This is a genomic window from Vibrio sp. vnigr-6D03 (assembly GCF_002835515.1).
In the GTDB taxonomy this organism is placed as follows: domain Bacteria; phylum Pseudomonadota; class Gammaproteobacteria; order Enterobacterales; family Vibrionaceae; genus Vibrio; species Vibrio penaeicida.
In genome coordinates this window covers 230,437-245,961 of sequence record NZ_PIZL01000016.1, presented here as the reverse complement: position 1 = coordinate 245,961, position 15,525 = coordinate 230,437, and the positions used below count along the sequence as shown (strand labels likewise).

15 protein-coding genes are annotated in these 15,525 nt (G+C 44.4%); 9 read left to right on the top strand and 6 right to left on the bottom strand.

The features are described from left to right. Position 1: 1 nt before the first annotated feature. From CW749_RS14135 to CW749_RS14125, 3 genes are read right to left on the bottom strand one after another with little or no spacing between them, the layout of a single operon-like run. Positions 2 to 676 carry a M15 family metallopeptidase gene (locus CW749_RS14135; RefSeq protein ID WP_101112883.1) on the bottom strand — a complete coding sequence of 225 codons (675 nt, stop codon included), beginning with the start codon at positions 674 to 676 and terminating at the stop codon, positions 2 to 4. Then, positions 673 to 1,812, bottom strand: a complete 1,140-nt coding sequence (dapE, locus tag CW749_RS14130) for a succinyl-diaminopimelate desuccinylase (RefSeq protein ID WP_101112881.1) — start codon at positions 1,810 to 1,812, stop codon at positions 673 to 675. The genes CW749_RS14135 and dapE overlap by 4 nt, the downstream gene beginning before the upstream one ends. A gap of 16 nt (positions 1,813 to 1,828) precedes the next feature. Then, positions 1,829 to 2,176: an ArsC family reductase gene (locus tag CW749_RS14125; RefSeq protein ID WP_101112944.1), complete on the bottom strand. Its 348-nt coding sequence runs from the start codon at positions 2,174 to 2,176 to the stop codon at positions 1,829 to 1,831. Between the two features lie 354 nt (positions 2,177 to 2,530). Between CW749_RS14125 and CW749_RS14120 the strand changes: the two genes are divergently transcribed. Then, a complete protein-coding gene (locus CW749_RS14120; RefSeq protein ID WP_101112879.1) occupies positions 2,531 to 2,812 on the top strand; it encodes a helix-turn-helix domain-containing protein in 282 nt (93 codons plus the stop codon). Positions 2,813 to 3,222: 410 nt separating this feature from the next. Here the strand turns inward: CW749_RS14120 and CW749_RS14115 are convergent, their stop codons facing one another. Together CW749_RS14115 and CW749_RS14110 are read right to left on the bottom strand one after the other, a co-directional pair. Next, on the bottom strand, positions 3,223 to 3,564 hold the full coding sequence (locus CW749_RS14115) for a DUF4156 domain-containing protein (RefSeq protein ID WP_101112877.1): 342 nt from the start codon (positions 3,562 to 3,564) through the stop codon (positions 3,223 to 3,225). Further along, positions 3,557 to 3,904: a DUF2956 domain-containing protein gene (locus CW749_RS14110; protein ID WP_101112875.1), complete on the bottom strand. Its 348-nt coding sequence runs from the start codon at positions 3,902 to 3,904 to the stop codon at positions 3,557 to 3,559. The genes CW749_RS14115 and CW749_RS14110 overlap by 8 nt, the downstream gene beginning before the upstream one ends. A 74-nt stretch (positions 3,905 to 3,978) precedes the next feature. Between CW749_RS14110 and CW749_RS14105 the strand changes: the two genes are divergently transcribed. From CW749_RS14105 to CW749_RS14095, 3 genes are all read left to right on the top strand, one after another. After that, a complete protein-coding gene (locus CW749_RS14105; RefSeq protein WP_101112943.1) occupies positions 3,979 to 4,431 on the top strand; it encodes a DUF2919 domain-containing protein in 453 nt (150 codons plus the stop codon). A gap of 385 nt (positions 4,432 to 4,816) precedes the next feature. Next, positions 4,817 to 5,716: a Dyp-type peroxidase gene (locus CW749_RS14100; protein ID WP_101112873.1), complete on the top strand. Its 900-nt coding sequence runs from the start codon at positions 4,817 to 4,819 to the stop codon at positions 5,714 to 5,716. Between the two features lie 247 nt (positions 5,717 to 5,963). Next, positions 5,964 to 7,097, top strand: coding sequence for a flagellin (locus CW749_RS14095; protein WP_101112871.1), 1,134 nt, complete (start codon positions 5,964 to 5,966; stop codon positions 7,095 to 7,097). 31 nt (positions 7,098 to 7,128) lie between these two features. Here the strand turns inward: CW749_RS14095 and CW749_RS14090 are convergent, their stop codons facing one another. Further along, entirely contained in the window at positions 7,129 to 8,013 is an 885-nt protein-coding gene (locus tag CW749_RS14090) for a LysR family transcriptional regulator (RefSeq protein WP_101112870.1), read from the bottom strand. Positions 8,014 to 8,138: 125 nt separating this feature from the next. Here CW749_RS14090 and CW749_RS14085 point away from each other — a divergent pair, with 125 nt between their 5' ends. The 5 genes from CW749_RS14085 to CW749_RS14065 all read left to right on the top strand — a co-directional run bounded on the left by CW749_RS14085 (position 8,139) and on the right by CW749_RS14065 (position 15,206). After that, the gene (locus tag CW749_RS14085; protein WP_101112868.1) at positions 8,139 to 9,038 is read left to right on the top strand and encodes an N-acyl homoserine lactonase family protein; all 900 of its coding nucleotides are present in this window, start codon (positions 8,139 to 8,141) and stop codon (positions 9,036 to 9,038) included. A gap of 472 nt (positions 9,039 to 9,510) precedes the next feature. Then, positions 9,511 to 10,644 carry a flagellin gene (locus CW749_RS14080; RefSeq protein WP_101112866.1) on the top strand — a complete coding sequence of 378 codons (1,134 nt, stop codon included), beginning with the start codon at positions 9,511 to 9,513 and terminating at the stop codon, positions 10,642 to 10,644. Between the two features lie 414 nt (positions 10,645 to 11,058). After that, the gene (locus CW749_RS14075; protein WP_101112864.1) at positions 11,059 to 12,192 is read left to right on the top strand and encodes a flagellin; all 1,134 of its coding nucleotides are present in this window, start codon (positions 11,059 to 11,061) and stop codon (positions 12,190 to 12,192) included. Between the two features lie 279 nt (positions 12,193 to 12,471). Continuing rightward, a complete protein-coding gene (locus tag CW749_RS14070; protein ID WP_101112862.1) occupies positions 12,472 to 13,605 on the top strand; it encodes a flagellin in 1,134 nt (377 codons plus the stop codon). Positions 13,606 to 14,072: 467 nt separating this feature from the next. Beyond that, entirely contained in the window at positions 14,073 to 15,206 is a 1,134-nt protein-coding gene (locus CW749_RS14065; RefSeq protein ID WP_101112860.1) for a flagellin, read from the top strand. Positions 15,207 to 15,525 lie beyond the last annotated feature (319 nt).

Sequence of the window (15,525 nt, the reverse complement as noted above, 5' to 3'; positions counted from 1 at the left end):
CTTAGTCCCTCACATTTATTATGAAGCGATTGTACAGGGTATCCAGTAAAGGTAGCACCGCTGTTTGCCCTTCAATAGGGGAAAGGTGCAATGCCTCACGAATTATTTCAGTCGTTAATGAAGCGAGATTTTTACTCGCCACACTAAGGTAGCTTATGTGCCAAGGCTCAATTGCGACGCCGCCCAAATCTTCACGATAAGGAAGAAAAAAACCGAACTCTGGCATCGCTTCTTGTAACCATTCTGAAAAATCTTGTTGATGACCCGTTTGGTATTCCCAAGGCTCAAGTTGCAGCCGTGTATTTTCCGGTAAACAGTTCTTAGCATAGACATCGAAATCCGTTCCCCAATGATGGCGGCTTGTACCTGGCAATGCCGACCAGCGCAAAATGGCAACAGTCTTCTCTTCATCAGACAACGTAGAGATATCTATGGGGTTGGATTGACTGTCTAAGATAGCCCTTTGACCGGAATACTTAGCGTTCCAAATGGATTTTTGACGTTCATAGTCTCGAAATCCACTGGCGACTGCCAGTTCAAACCCTTTGTTTTTGGCTTCCTTGTGCAGGGCAATTAGTGCCTTTCCTGCTTCTGGGGAAGCTTGGATCTTTTGAGCACCAACGATGTGCTCAATAAGATGGGATTGGGTTTGTCCGGTCAGTTGGGCTGGAGTCATTTGTTTGCCAATAGCTCTTCTAATGTTGCTTCGTACATGTCAGTCAGAAGCTCTAAATCTGCTACGCTTACACATTCGTTCACTTTGTGAATAGTTGCGTTAACTGGACCAAGCTCGATAACTTGCGCGCCCATAGTCGCAATGAAGCGACCGTCTGAAGTGCCACCTGTTGTTAGCAATTCAGGTTTCTTGTGATTCACTCTTTCGACAGCACGAACAATGGCTTCTTTAAGCTCACCTGTATCGGTTAGGAATGGGTGACCACTTAACGTCCAGTTAAGGTCATAATCTAACCCGTAAGAGTCTAGCGTGGAATGCACGCGACGTTTGATTTCTTCATCGGTTAATTCAGTGCTAAAGCGGAAATTGAACTGAACATTGAATTCGCCAGGAATAACGTTTGACGCGCCTGTGCCAGAATGCAAATTTGGAATTTGGAAACTGGTCGGTGGGAAGTATTCATTACCCTCATCCCATTTTGTGGACGTCAATTCTGCTAACGCAGGCAATGCATGGTGCACTGGGTTATTCGCCAAGTGAGGGTAAGCGACATGGCCTTGCGTGCCTTTAACAACAAGATCGCCAGTAATTGAACCACGACGACCATTTTTAACAACATCACCAACGTGCAGCGTACTTGACGGTTCTCCGACGATACACATGTCGATGATTTCGTTTCTCTCAACAAGGGTATCTACAACACGAGTTGTACCATTGATGAATGGACCTTCTTCATCCGATGTAATCAAAAATGCAATAGAGCCTTTGTGGTCAGGGTTTTCAGCAATGAAACGCTCCACCGCCACTACCATACAGGCTAGCGAGCCTTTCATATCAGCGGCACCACGACCATGCAAATGCCCATCAATGACCGTTGGCTCAAAAGGTGGAGTGTGCCATTGTTCTAGAGGACCAGCTGGCACAACATCGGTATGCCCTGCAAATGCAAACAATGGGGCTTCTGAGCCACGGCGAGCCCAAAAGTTGGTGGTGTCTTCAAACACCATGATTTCAATTTCAAACCCTAGCGCTTTTAAGCGGTTGATCATGAGTTCTTGGCAGCCTTCATCCAACGGAGTGACCGATGGGCGGCTAATGAGATCTTTGGCAAGCGCCAATACAGGGCTGTCTGTCATCCTTGAGAATCCTTACTTACTTAAAAATAGTTTGGTACTGATCGGCTTTGAAGCCAATGTGGTATGTATTTTCTACCACTAAAATAGGGCGCTTGATCATGGCTGGGTGCTCTACCAGCAATTCAACCGCAGTTTGTTCATTGAGCGAATCTTTTTGCTCTTGAGATAGCTGACGGAATGTAGTTCCACGCTTATTTAAAACTTGCTCCCACCCCAATTGCTCGCAGAAAGTCTCAACCATGGATTTATCGATACCTTGTTTACGGTAATCGTGAAAGTCGTATGCGATGTTTTCAGCTTCTAACCACTTTTTTGCTTTCTTAATTGTGTCGCAGTTAGGAATGCCATACATAGTATTTGCCATAGCGTTTTCTCGTCCTTTTTCTTTTGAAGCCCAAATCCTATCAGGTTGAAAAAGTGGAGCAAGAGGAAACCGCGTGTGGGAGTAAAATTGACGTTCCATATTGAGCTTTTAGTAAGTAATTGGTGTTTATTAGTGAAATCGACTATTCCCAATAGAATCAAATCGGTTCACGTACGATAAACGAGAAGTTAATCACCTCCAATCTCATCAAATTTGATCACGCGCAACATTCCGCGTGCCAGAAAACCAATAATGTGAATAGACCCAGTTGGTGTGGGGAAATAATCAAGACCTCAGTAGCAGGTCTCTAGGGCGACGAGCTCTAGCAAAAAAATACAGTGGTAGGAGGCATCAATGGAATTGAATCCTGTATTTGCGAGACGACTATATTTGGCTTTGTTGGTTGAAAGTCTAGAAAGACCCAATGTTCCTAAGCTGATTGAAATTACAGGTTGGCCTAGACGAACCATTCAAGATGTATTGAAAGCCTTACCAGGCTTGGGCATTGAGCTGATGTTTGTGCAGGATGGACGTCGCCATAATGACGGGTATTATCAGTTATCTGATTGGGGACCGTTTGATAGCCAATGGGTTTTAGATCGACAAAAAGACATTGCATCGACCCTAGGTTATTAGGGGTAAAGAAGGTTATTAATGGAAAAGAAAGGGGCTAGGAGCAAATAAGGCGACTAGAGACCTAAATAACCTGAACTCGGGATAACAACTTGCTTTCTAATGGCTCTTTTCACTTATTACTGCGTTGAATCCTCTCCCAATAACCTGTTATTGGTTCGTGGCTTCGCCTTGTCTTAAGTGAAAATTTCTCATTAGAATGCCTCAATAGAAAATGTTTTTTTATTTTAATGGGTTAGCTAACCTCTTATCCCGAGTTCAGGTTAAATAACCAGAATAAGGTTACTCGGAACTACAGATCTTAAGATAGAACAGAGCTTAAGGCAGGTAACACTTGATCGCTAAAAATCCGTAAGCCAGCCCACAACGTTGTAGGCTGGTTTTTTGGTATTCGCGAATCAATCAATAATTAGTTACTGGCAAAGGTAAGCGTTGCCTAGAAAAGTAACAGATGTTTTAAAGTGAATAGGGCTGTTCAGGTAAACCCTGTTCGCACCTAGGCTTGCTGCCTGATTTTTTATGTCATTTACCGCACCTTGAATCATGGCGTCATTGTTGTAGAACAAAAATGAGTACCAATGACCCTCGCTGCCAGTGACTTCACCTTTCCATACACAGCCCGAAGCGACAATGGCTGAATCAGCATACACAGAGACGCTTTGAGCGTCGGAAATCAATTTTTGCGACGGTGTGGCGCACGCCGTTATTAAAGGAATGATGGCAAAAGCAAGACAGCGCCAACTTAGCTTATACATATTGGTTACCCATTACATACGCAATAAAGCCAATCCAACTCACGATAAGAAGAATCCAAGGCAATAGATTGGATGATTTCTCTGTTGTCGTTGGCTCGACCGGTTGATGTTCTTCAGCCGAATCTGTTTGCTGTTTGCTCCTTTGCGCTTTTTTCTTCGCTTTATCGGCTTCACGTTGCCTTTCTTTCTGCTGTTTTTTGTACAGCGCAATGCCTTTTTCGATACCTTGCGCAATTAGCTTGGTCTGTTCCTTGGTTTGACCAGGCTTTTGCGTAGCTTTAGCAATTTTTTGCGCATCAGATTGTGTTTCTGCAGATGGAGTGTTTTTTTTCTGTTTCATTGCTAACCGGGGATTGATATGTTTGGCCTATAGGGTGAAACCCTAGTCTACCATTATGAAATGCAGAGGTGATAGTGCGCTATCCAATTGAAGACTACGACAAACATGGTTATCTAAAAGCGCCAATCTGGCTTTGGCTCGGTTGGATATTTCTAGCTAAGGCATGGGTAGTATTTGTTGTAGCTGGGGTCAGCCGAGAGTCTGGCAGTAAGCTTCTTGAAATCATTTACCCAGTAAAAGACACGCTATACCTTGGGTTGGCCATTGGTCTTCCTTCAATCTTGTTGATGTGGTTAATTGGCTTTCGAAACCCAGATAGAACATGGATAAATCGCTTCATTAGCTGGGGGAGAGGGCTCACCTTGCTATTGATCGCTGGGCATTTTGGTTTGGTTATTTATCAAATCACACTCGACAAAGGGGTGTTTAGCTGGTCGCATTCTATAACGGCTGTTTTGCTCATTTGGTTTTTTTTGTTTGTTTGGAAAAGCCGTCGATTGAAAGAATGTTTGAAAATAACGAAATAAAGATCACACTTCTTTGATATTGCTTGCACTTTTTTGACTCACGTTTATGGCACTATATTTTTATGTACATATACCCAAGTGACCTCAAGATGCAGGATTCAGAGCCTCATATTCTGTTCCAGTTCAAGGAAAAGAACGCAGCGGAATGATGAATCCTTTCCAAGTTCTTTGACGATGAAATGGGACAGAATATGGGCTCCTAAAGGCGAGTTTAACTGGCTTCATACTGCGTTACCGATTCTTGATTTAGAATGACTAGATCTTCGTATCGGTGCCTTGTTTGAAAGCCAGTTAACACTCGCTGAACCGAGCATCTTGAGGTTACTTGGGTATATCCGTTCATCAAGAAACGGAACAATAACGCTAACTAAATGTGAGAATAAATATGTCGAATCCGCAAACTGCGATTGTACCGGAAGGAAGCCCTTTCGCGCTTTACTCTTTATTTAAAATCACGAGCGAACCTCAAACGGTATTGTCTTCGCTTCAAACGCTGCCAGCCTTAGTGGAAGAGATCAATCAGCAGCAAGGTGCCAATGTTAAACTGACGGTGTCTTTCACGCATCAATTCTGGTCGAAGCTGAATCAACCTATGCCTAGCGAGTTAGAACCCTTTCGCGAACTGGGCAAAGATAAGGTGATTGCACCGTCAACAGATGTCGATTTTCTGATTCATTGCCATTCCGATCGTCACGACTTGCACTTTTTTGCTCTGCGTAAGTTCTTAACACCGATAGCTGAATGCGTAGAACTCGTCGATGAAACTTACGGTTATCGCTATCTCGACTCGCGTGATATGACGGATTTTGTTGATGGCACAGAAAACCCAGAAGGTGAGCAGCGCCATGAGGTTGCCATTATCCCTGAAGGGGAGTTTTCTGGTGGCAGCTACGTGATGCTTCAGCGCTTCGTACATAACTTGCCTGCTTGGAATCGACTCAACGTGTCAGCGCAAGAAAAGGTGGTGGGAAGAACTAAGCCAGATTCAATTGAATTGGATGACGTTCTGGCGGCATCTCACGTTGGACGTGTTGATATAAAAGAAGAAGGGAAAGGGCTTAAGATTGTTCGCCATAGTTTGCCTTATGGCAGTGTGTCTGGCGATCACGGTTTGTTGTTTATTGCCTACAGCCATACGCTTCATAACTTTAAAGCCATGCTTGAGAGCATGTACGGTGAAACAGATGGCAAAACAGATCAACTCTTGCGTTTCACAACAGCGGTGACAGGAGCGTATTTCTTTGCACCTTCGCAATCCATGCTGTCTTCTTTAGAAATGTCGTGATGTTACCTTGTCAAAATGCAGATCGGCATTAACGCTGATTGAGCATAAGATCGTATCATCATAACTAGCCCAAGCGATGTTAGTTGCACCGATCCTCTAACGTTTGCTTGGGTATACCAATCCCATCTGTGAATCATCCAGATAACTGAAATTTCCCTCCGGATAAAAAATATTCAAATTTTTGCTAAAGGTTTCTTTTCCGCTGCCGCTATAAGGCTGAATACCCTTATTTTGAGTGTGCAGGTTTATGGCCGTTACGGTTAATACAAATGTTTCAGCGATGGTCGCCCAGAGAAATCTCGGGGTGGCGACTCAGGCGTTGAACCAATCTTTGGAGCGGCTTGCTTCAGGGAGTCGTATTAACAGCGCAAAAGACGATGCTGCGGGTCTGCAAATTTCCAATCGATTGGAAACACAAATGCGTGGTTTGGATGTCGCGGTGCGCAATGCTAACGATGGCATCTCCATCATGCAAACCGCAGAAGGAGCGATGAAAGAAACCACGAATATTCTGCAACGAATGCGTGATTTGTCGCTGCAGTCTTCAAATGGTTCAAACAGCCGAGCAGAACGAATCGCTCTTCAAGAAGAAATGAGTGCGCTCAACGATGAGCTTAATCGGATAGCAGAAACTACATCGTTTGGCGGTAAAAAACTCCTTAATGGAACCTATGGCACTTCCGCTTTCCAAATCGGAGCCAGCGCCGGTGAAGCTGTTAATGTGTCACTTAGTAATATGCGTTCAGATACCCTTGCTATGGGCGGTGCAAGTTACATGGCGGCAGGAAAAGCGGACTCAAGCTGGACGGTTAGTGCAGGGCAAAACGAGTTTAACCTTAGTTTTACCGACAAGGCAGGGGACCTCGTTAATATCAATGTTCAGGCAAAAGTTGGCGATGATATTGAAGAGCTGGCAACTTACATTAACGGGCAAACCGATCAAGTCTCGGCATCTGTCAACGAAGATGGGCAATTACAAATTTTTGCTTCGGCAGATGTCGTTGCAAGCCCGATTACCTTCAGTGGCAGCTTAGCTTCTCAATTAGCGATGTCTGGACCTGCTCTAGAAACGGTTGATGACCTCGATATTACAAACGTCGGTGGTGCTCAACGCGCGGTTTCAGTGATTGACACGGCGTTGGAATATGTGGATAGCCACCGTGCGCAATTGGGGGCTTTTCAAAATCGATTCGACCACGCCATTAGCAATTTAGATAACATTAATGAAAACCTCGCGTCTTCCAATAGCCGAATCAAAGATACCGACTTTGCTAAAGAGTCTGTCGAGATGATAAAGCAGCAAATGCTGCAACAAGTCAGTACCACCATTCTTGCTCAAGCCAAGCAAGCACCAAATATTGCTTTGACTCTTTTAGGGTAATTTCAGTACCAAACGATAAATAGGCGCTAGGCTACAATTGAGAAAACTTCATCTCAAGAAAGTGCAGCAAGGCTTGTGTTTTCTGAGACAAGTATTTCTTAGATGGATACACACCATAAATCGGTCCCGGGGTTTCCACTTGATAGTCCGGCAACAACTTAATCAATTGACCTTTCTTCACAAACTCTTCGCCAAACGTTGCTGGCAAAACGCCCAGTCGATCTCCGTGAATTAACGCTTCAGACAGCGGTCCAAAATCATTACTGAAAACACGATATCGCGTTGCGACAACCTCACTATGATTGCCCTTAAAAACACGCCAATCTTTAGCTAGATAGGGAATGGTGAGTGATTCCATTTGATTTAATTGAGATGGATGCTTAGGCAGTTTATGTTTTTTAAGCCATGTAGGGCTCGCAAATATACTCATTTTGGTTTGGTAAAGTTTACGTGCAACCAAACTAGAGTCTTTCAGTGGTCCGGGTCGGATTGCGACGTCAATTTGATCGCTGAGTAAGTCGTCAAGTTTATTGCTGATACGATATTCAATATCAAGCTTTGGATGCAAAGCCTGAAATTCGGCAATCCATGATGAAAGGCGAAAATAGGAGAGGAAAATAGGCGAAACTACGGTGAGCTTTCCACTTATCGAACTGCTTTGTTCCTGCAAAAAAGAGACGCTATCAATTAATCCTTGTACATGAGGGCTCGCTTGTTGATTCAATATACTGCCAGCTTCCGTTAAGGACGCGGAACGTGAGGTACGCTGAACCAAAGCGACACCCAATTCTTTTTCCAGTTCCGAAAGCCTTCGGCTTACTGTGCTGGTGGGCATGTTGAGTACTTGTGCCGCCGCACTAAAACTGCCTTTATCGGCGATAGCTTTAAGTACTTGTAAATCATTGAAATTAATCATTATGGGTGCATTCAAGGAAATTAGAATTATTATCCCGAAAATGGGATGCTGCTTTCAGTTTATCGTATTTAATTATCATTTTTGGGTCTATAACATGACGGGAAATTCATGAGAGGATTCAAACAATGACAATACGTTGCATTCTGATCGGTCTATTAAGTGCTTCATTTTTGCCTGCACAAGCCAGTGTGATAAATCAAACTTCTAATCCCGCGCCAAATCCTATCAACTTTTCCCAATTTTCGACGAAGGGTAACGTGAACGTTGCTATCAGCATTATTGATTGTGGTCGAATTGAGGCGCGAAAGCCCACGATGTTTAACCCGAAAGCATCCAACGATAACCCTATAGAAATGGTGAACAGTTGCTATGTTATCTCTCACCCGAAAGGCAAGTTGTTTTGGGATGCGGGTATTAACGACAAATTTGTCGCACAGAAGGATGGCATTGAAGTGATGGATGGCGCATTTCATTTTTCTGTGCAGAAAACTCTTTCATCTCAATTGGAATTGTTAAACCTTGATGCTAATGACATCGAACATCTCGCGTTGTCGCATCTTCATTGGGATCATTCAGGTAATGCTTATAAATTTTCAAATGCGCAATGGTTAATCCAAAAACCAGAATATGACATCGCTTTCGATCAAGAAAAATTTAAAAGCTACGGCTTCAATCAGGATGATTACGCTAGCCTAAAACCCAATGCAAAAGTGATAGAGGGTGATCATCAAGTGTTTGGTGACGGGTCTGTCGTTCTTATCTCAGCATACGGGCATTCGCCAGGTCATCAAGTTTTGTATGTTGATCTGCCTGAATACGGTCCCATCATTTTGTCTGGTGACCTGTACCATACCCGTGAAAACCGCAGGTTACGCGCCATCCCTATTTTTAATCAGGTAAGCCAAAGCAAACTTGCCTTTGAAAAGGTGGATAAAATTTTAGAAAGAACAGGTGCAGAGCTTTGGATTGGGCATGATGCAGAGGAGTTTTACGAGAAAAGACACGCTCCGTATTGGTACAAATAGCGCATATACCTAGTTAAATTGATGTTACTTGGGTTAGTAATCTAGAACGTCGTTTTTTACAGGGTCAATAAGGCAACTTAGTAAGCATACTGCAAAGTTGTCTTGAATTTGAGAGGTTGGTTTTTATTGAATCTTCACTTAGTAAAAATAATAACCTCCTTCTCAAGCCTTTCTATATAAGGGATGTAAGGGAAAAAAGAAATTTGTATCGGCAAGGGGAATACTAACTTTAGAAGGAAATGACAAAATATATCGCGTTTGGTTTATTTGTAACCACTTAAGCTAAAAAATCCATTTTTTCTTAAAAAACGCCTCAAGGAAAAAAACTTCGTGTCGTTAACTGTTTCATCTTGAAAATACCCAAGTGACTTTTGATTCTGATTAATTAGGTCACTTAGGTATCAATCAACTTGGTTTTCCGAAGCTGAAGCTCGGAAAGCGTAGTATCGGAAAATCATTTGGAGCAGTAATCATGGGCATGACAGTAAACACCAACGTATCGGCGATGACAGCACAACGCCATCTTAATAACGCGGCAAGCGATCTCACGACATCTATGGAGCGCCTATCATCAGGCTTCAAAATCAACAGTGCGAAAGATGACGCTGCTGGTTTGCAAATCTCCAACCGTTTGAACGTTCAAAGCCGTGGTTTGGATGTCGCAGTTCGAAACGCTAATGATGGTATTTCTATTGCTCAAACTGCCGAAGGTGCGATGAATGAAACCACCAACATCCTGCAACGTATGCGTGATTTGTCTTTGCAATCAGCGAACGGCTCCAACTCTAAATCTGAACGCGTTGCCATTCAGGAAGAAGTAACGGCATTAAATGACGAACTGAACCGAATAGCAGAGACAACATCTTTTGGTGGTAACAAATTACTAAATGGTACTTACGGCACTAAATCGTTCCAAATCGGTGCTGATAACGGTGAAGCTGTCATGTTGACACTAAAAGACATGCGCAGCGATAACTCGCTGATGGGCGGTCAGAGCTATCAAGCGGCTAACGGCAAAGACAAAGACTGGACAGTATCCGCTGCCGCATCAGATTTAACGATTAACTTGACGGACAGCTTTGGTCAAGCACAGGCGTTGACCATTAACGCTAAAGATGGCGATGACATTGAAGAATTGGCAACGTACATTAATGGTCAAACGGATTTAGTGAAAGCATCGGTTGGCGAAGAAGGTAATCTGCAAATTTTTGCTGGCAATAACAAAGTATCCAGCGACCTAACATTTGGTGGTGGGCTTGCCGGTGAACTTACAATGGGACCGAAGCAAGATGTTACTGTTGATAGTATTGATGTGACCACCGTTTCTGGTTCACAAGAATCTGTTGCCATCATTGATGCTGCGCTTAAGTATGTGGATAGCCACCGTGCAGAGTTAGGGGCATTCCAGAACCGCTTTGATCACGCAATCAGCAACTTAGATAACATCAATGAGAATGTGAACGCGTCGAAGAGCCGAATTAAAGATACGGATTTCGCATCTGAAACCACTATGATGACGAAGTCACAGATCTTACAACAGGCTTCCACTTCTATTCTTGCACAAGCTAAGCAAGCACCTAACGCTGCGATGAGCCTATTAGGTTAATTAGATACTTGGCTAACAAACCCGAAAGATCAGAGCGTGCTCTGATCTTTTTTATTACCTCAACCTCAATAATTGGCTGATGCACAGTCTATTCGATGTATTTGTCTTTAAAGAAGCGAACCTTGAGAGCGCTTACGAATGGAATCTGAGCCGATTTCGATATGATTTTTTGTCTACTTCATTTGATTAGTACAAATAGCGACTCTATTGTCCTCGATTTTTACACCGTTCAATGTGATTTCTAGTTCTCAATGTATTGATTTTATTTCAGTTTGAAAATTCATCAATTAACAGATGAATTTTTGCTAAAGATCTTTTCAACTGAGCCGTTATAAAAAGCACGAGAGAGAAATACGCTTGGTTTTCCGCGACGGCGGAGACCGTAATATCGGAAAATCAATTGGAGAATACATCATGGGCATGACTGTAAACACCAACGTATCAGCAATGACAGCGCAGCGTCACTTAAACAACGCAACAGGTGACCTAAACCTATCCATGGAGCGCTTGTCTTCAGGTTTCAAAATCAACAGTGCAAAAGACGACGCAGCAGGTCTACAGATCTCAAACCGTTTGAATGTACAAAGCCGAGGCTTAGACGTAGCCGTGCGAAATGCCAACGATGGTATTTCCATTGCTCAAACCGCCGAAGGTGCGATGAATGAAACCACGAACATCCTTCAACGTATGCGTGACTTATCCCTTCAATCAGCTAACGGCTCGAACTCAAAATCTGAGCGTGTGGCGATCCAAGAAGAAGTCACCGCATTGAACGATGAGTTGAACCGTATCGCAGAAACCACCTCGTTCGGTGGTAACCGCCTACTTAACGGAACGTACGGCACAGCCGCATTCCAAATAGGTGCCGATAACGGTGAAGCGGTCATGCTTACCCTAAAAGACATGCGAAGCGACAACTCCCTAATGGGGGGTAACAGCTACCAAGCCGCGAATGGTAAAGATAAAGATTGGACGGTGCCAGACGCCGCGACGGATCTGACCATTTCATTGACCGACAGTTTTGGCGACGCTCAGGTGCTGAACATCAATGCCAAAGGCGGCGATGATATTGAAGAGCTGGCGACGTACATCAACGGTCAAACCGACTTAGTGAAAGCGTCGGTCGGTGAAGGCGGGACACTGCAAGTCTTCGCAGGAAACAACAAAGTGGTTGGCGATGTGACCTTCGGTGGTGCCCTGGCAGGGGAGCTGGCGATGGGAACGGCAAACAGCGTAACAGTCGACACCATAGACGTGACAACAGTCGCGGGTGCACAAGAATCGGTCGCGATAGTGGATGCGGCACTGAAATACGTAGACAGCCACCGAGCAGAGCTGGGTGCCTTCCAGAACCGATTTGGTCACGCAATCAGCAACTTAGATAACATCAATGAGAACGTGAATGCTTCGAAGAGCCGTATCAAAGATACCGACTTCTCGTCAGAAACGACCTCAATGACGAAAGCTCAGATCTTACAACAAGCGTCAACATCGATATTGGCACAGGCGAAACAAGCGCCGAATGCTGCGATGAGTTTGCTTGGCTAATCAAATTTAAATCCAAAAATATGACTTTAAAGGAGCTGTTCAGGCTCCTTTTTGTTTTTGTTGAGCTAAAAATTAAAAATATATGTTTTTATCGATATATTATGGGTTTTTTACTTTTAATAATTGGTTATTTTTATAGTTTGGGTAATTAATTTAAATAAAGTGATTAAAATTACTAAAGTAATCGAATTTGTTGCCGTTAAATAAAGTACAGAGAGAGGAATGGGCTCCATTAGAGAGGGAACCCATAAATACACAACTTAATTTGGAGAATACATCATGGGCATGACTGTAAACACCAACGTATCAGCAATGACAGCGCAGCGTCACTTAAACAACGCAGCAAGTGACCTAAACCTATCCATGGAGCGTCTGTCTTCAGGTTTCAAAATCAACAGTGCAAAAGACGACGCAGCAGGTCTACAGATCTCAAACCGTTTGAATGTACAAAGCCGAGGCTTAGACGTAGCCGTGCGAAATGCCAACGACGGTATTTCCATTGCTCAAACCGCCGAAGGTGCGATGAATGAAACCACGAACATCCTTCAACGTATGCGTGACTTATCCCTTCAATCTGCTAACGGCTCGAACTCAAAATCTGAGCGTGTGGCGATCCAAGAAGAAGTCACCGCATTGAACGATGAGTTGAACCGTATCGCAGAAACCACATCCTTTGGTGGTAACCGCCTACTTAACGGAACGTACGGCACAGCCTCGTTCCAGATAGGTGCCGATAACGGTGAAGCGGTCATGCTTACCCTAAAAGACATGCGAAGCGACAACTCCCTAATGGGAGGTAACAGCTACCAAGCCGCGAATGGTAAAGATAAAGATTGGACGGTGCCAGACGCCGCAACGGATCTGACCATTTCATTGACCGACAGTTTTGGCGACGCTCAGGTGCTGAACATCAATGCCAAAGGCGGCGATGATATTGAAGAGCTGGCGACGTACATCAACGGTCAAACCGACTTAGTGAAAGCGTCGGTGGGTGAAGGCGGGACACTGCAAGTCTTTGCAGGGAACAACAAAGTGGTTGGCGACGTAACCTTCGGTGGTGCCCTGGCAGGGGAGCTGGCGATGGGAACGGCAAACAGCGTAACAGTCGACACCATAGACGTGACAACAGTCGCGGGTGCACAAGAATCGGTCGCGATAGTGGATGCGGCGCTGAAATACGTAGATAGCCACCGAGCAGAGCTGGGTGCCTTCCAGAACCGATTTGGTCACGCAATCAGCAACTTAGATAACATCAATGAGAACGTGAATGCTTCGAAGAGCCGTATCAAAGATACCGACTTCGCTTCAGAAACGACCTCAATGACGAAAGCTCAGATCTTACAACAAGCGTCAACATCGATATTGGCACAGGCGAAACAAGCGCCGAATGCTGCGATGAGCTTGCTGGGCTAATCGACTCTCTCGCGGGGAGGAGCGCCTGCCCATGACGTTCCTTCCCGCCTCTCTTTCTTATGAGAGGCAGGGAGAAAATAATGGGTGTAACGATCACAGTGGACATTAATCGAAACAAATACATAGACCGTTTTGCTGTTCTGACTTCTTAGTCGAAACAGCAAAGCGAATCTGTAAATGAAGACAGATTTCCACCATTTACTATCAAATTAAGAACTCATGATGAATAAGGCAGTGTTTTTCGGCTTTCTGCCGATAATCTTGAGTGTTTTTCTTACTTTGTTGTTTGTTTTTGTGATTAGAATTTGATTTGTGCTTTTAGCGTTAATATTTTTAAGTTTTGTCTGTTTTTTAACTAAAGAATTTTAACTTTGAGCCGTTACATAAAGTACAGAGAGAGGAAAGAGACTTAGCAAATACGCAAGACTCTTTAATTACAAACAATCAACTAATTTGGAGAATACATCATGGGCATGACTGTAAACACCAACGTATCAGCAATGACAGCGCAGCGTCACTTAAACAACGCAGCAAGTGACCTAAACCTATCCATGGAGCGCTTGTCTTCAGGTTTCAAAATCAACAGTGCAAAAGACGACGCAGCAGGTCTACAGATCTCAAACCGTTTGAATGTGCAAAGCCGAGGCTTAGACGTAGCCGTGCGAAATGCCAACGACGGTATTTCCATTGCTCAAACCGCCGAAGGTGCGATGAATGAAACCACGAACATCCTTCAACGTATGCGTGACTTATCCCTTCAATCAGCCAACGGCTCGAACTCAAAATCTGAGCGTGTGGCGATCCAAGAAGAAGTCACCGCATTGAACGATGAGTTGAACCGTATCGCAGAAACCACCTCGTTCGGTGGTAACCGCCTACTTAACGGAACGTACGGCACAGCCGCATTCCAGATAGGTGCCGATAACGGTGAAGCGGTCATGCTTACTTTAAAAGACATGCGAAGTGACAACTCCCTAATGGGGGGCAACAGCTACCAAGCCGCGAATGGTAAAGATAAAGATTGGACGGTGCCAGACGCCGCAACGGATTTGACCATTTCATTGACCGACAGTTTTGGCGACGCTCAAGTGCTGAACATTAATGCCAAAGGCGGCGATGATATTGAAGAGCTGGCGACGTACATCAACGGTCAAACCGACTTAGTGAAAGCGTCGGTAGGTGAAGGCGGGACACTGCAAGTCTTCGCAGGGAACAACAAAGTGATTGGCGACGTAACCTTCGGTGGTGCCCTGGCAGGGGAGCTGGCGATGGGAACGGCAAACAGCGTAACAGTCGACACCATAGACGTGACAACAGTCGCGGGTGCACAAGAATCGGTCGCGATAGTGGATGCGGCACTGAAATACGTAGACAGCCACCGAGCAGAGCTGGGTGCCTTCCAGAACCGATTTGGTCACGCAATCAGTAACTTAGATAACATCAATGAGAACGTGAATGCTTCGAAGAGCCGTATCAAAGATACCGACTTCGCTTCAGAAACGACCTCAATGACGAAAGCTCAGATCTTACAACAAGCGTCAACATCAATATTGGCACAGGCGAAACAAGCGCCGAATGCTGCGATGAGCTTGCTGGGCTAATCGACTCTCTCGCGGGGAGGAGCGCCTGCCCATGACGTTCCTTCCCGCCTCTCTCTTTCAAGAGAGGTGGTGAGACAGACCACGAGAAGCATTGAGAAAAAATGGGTAGAAGAGCAATACAATCGGTTCCAAACCAATTGAAAACGACAACCTAAAGGTAAATGAGATCCCAAACGATCGAGATCTCGCGCGGCTAGACCAGTTTGCTGTTCTGATTGAACAGTCGTAACAGCAAAAAGGTTTAAAGCGATATTGTAGTTTTAATTGATATCGTTCTTAAAGTTCAAGCAACTCAATAAGGTGCTTGAAGACATTAACC

What these genes read in the sequence shown, in the direction of transcription:
- CW749_RS14135 (WP_101112883.1), bottom strand. Translation starts at nt 676, where the DNA reads ATGACTCCAGCCCAACTGACCGGACAAACCCAATCCCATCTTATTGAG.
- dapE (WP_101112881.1), bottom strand. Translation starts at nt 1,812, where the DNA reads ATGACAGACAGCCCTGTATTGGCGCTTGCCAAAGATCTCATTAGCCGC.
- CW749_RS14125 (WP_101112944.1), bottom strand. Translation starts at nt 2,176, where the DNA reads ATGGCAAATACTATGTATGGCATTCCTAACTGCGACACAATTAAGAAA.
- CW749_RS14120 (WP_101112879.1), top strand. Translation starts at nt 2,531, where the DNA reads ATGGAATTGAATCCTGTATTTGCGAGACGACTATATTTGGCTTTGTTG.
- CW749_RS14115 (WP_101112877.1), bottom strand. Translation starts at nt 3,564, where the DNA reads ATGTATAAGCTAAGTTGGCGCTGTCTTGCTTTTGCCATCATTCCTTTA.
- CW749_RS14110 (WP_101112875.1), bottom strand. Translation starts at nt 3,904, where the DNA reads ATGAAACAGAAAAAAAACACTCCATCTGCAGAAACACAATCTGATGCG.
- CW749_RS14100 (WP_101112873.1), top strand. Translation starts at nt 4,817, where the DNA reads ATGTCGAATCCGCAAACTGCGATTGTACCGGAAGGAAGCCCTTTCGCG.
- CW749_RS14095 (WP_101112871.1), top strand. Translation starts at nt 5,964, where the DNA reads ATGGCCGTTACGGTTAATACAAATGTTTCAGCGATGGTCGCCCAGAGA.
- CW749_RS14090 (WP_101112870.1), bottom strand. Translation starts at nt 8,013, where the DNA reads ATGATTAATTTCAATGATTTACAAGTACTTAAAGCTATCGCCGATAAA.
- CW749_RS14085 (WP_101112868.1), top strand. Translation starts at nt 8,139, where the DNA reads ATGACAATACGTTGCATTCTGATCGGTCTATTAAGTGCTTCATTTTTG.
- CW749_RS14080 (WP_101112866.1), top strand. Translation starts at nt 9,511, where the DNA reads ATGGGCATGACAGTAAACACCAACGTATCGGCGATGACAGCACAACGC.
- CW749_RS14075 (WP_101112864.1), top strand. Translation starts at nt 11,059, where the DNA reads ATGGGCATGACTGTAAACACCAACGTATCAGCAATGACAGCGCAGCGT.
- CW749_RS14070 (WP_101112862.1), top strand. Translation starts at nt 12,472, where the DNA reads ATGGGCATGACTGTAAACACCAACGTATCAGCAATGACAGCGCAGCGT.
- CW749_RS14065 (WP_101112860.1), top strand. Translation starts at nt 14,073, where the DNA reads ATGGGCATGACTGTAAACACCAACGTATCAGCAATGACAGCGCAGCGT.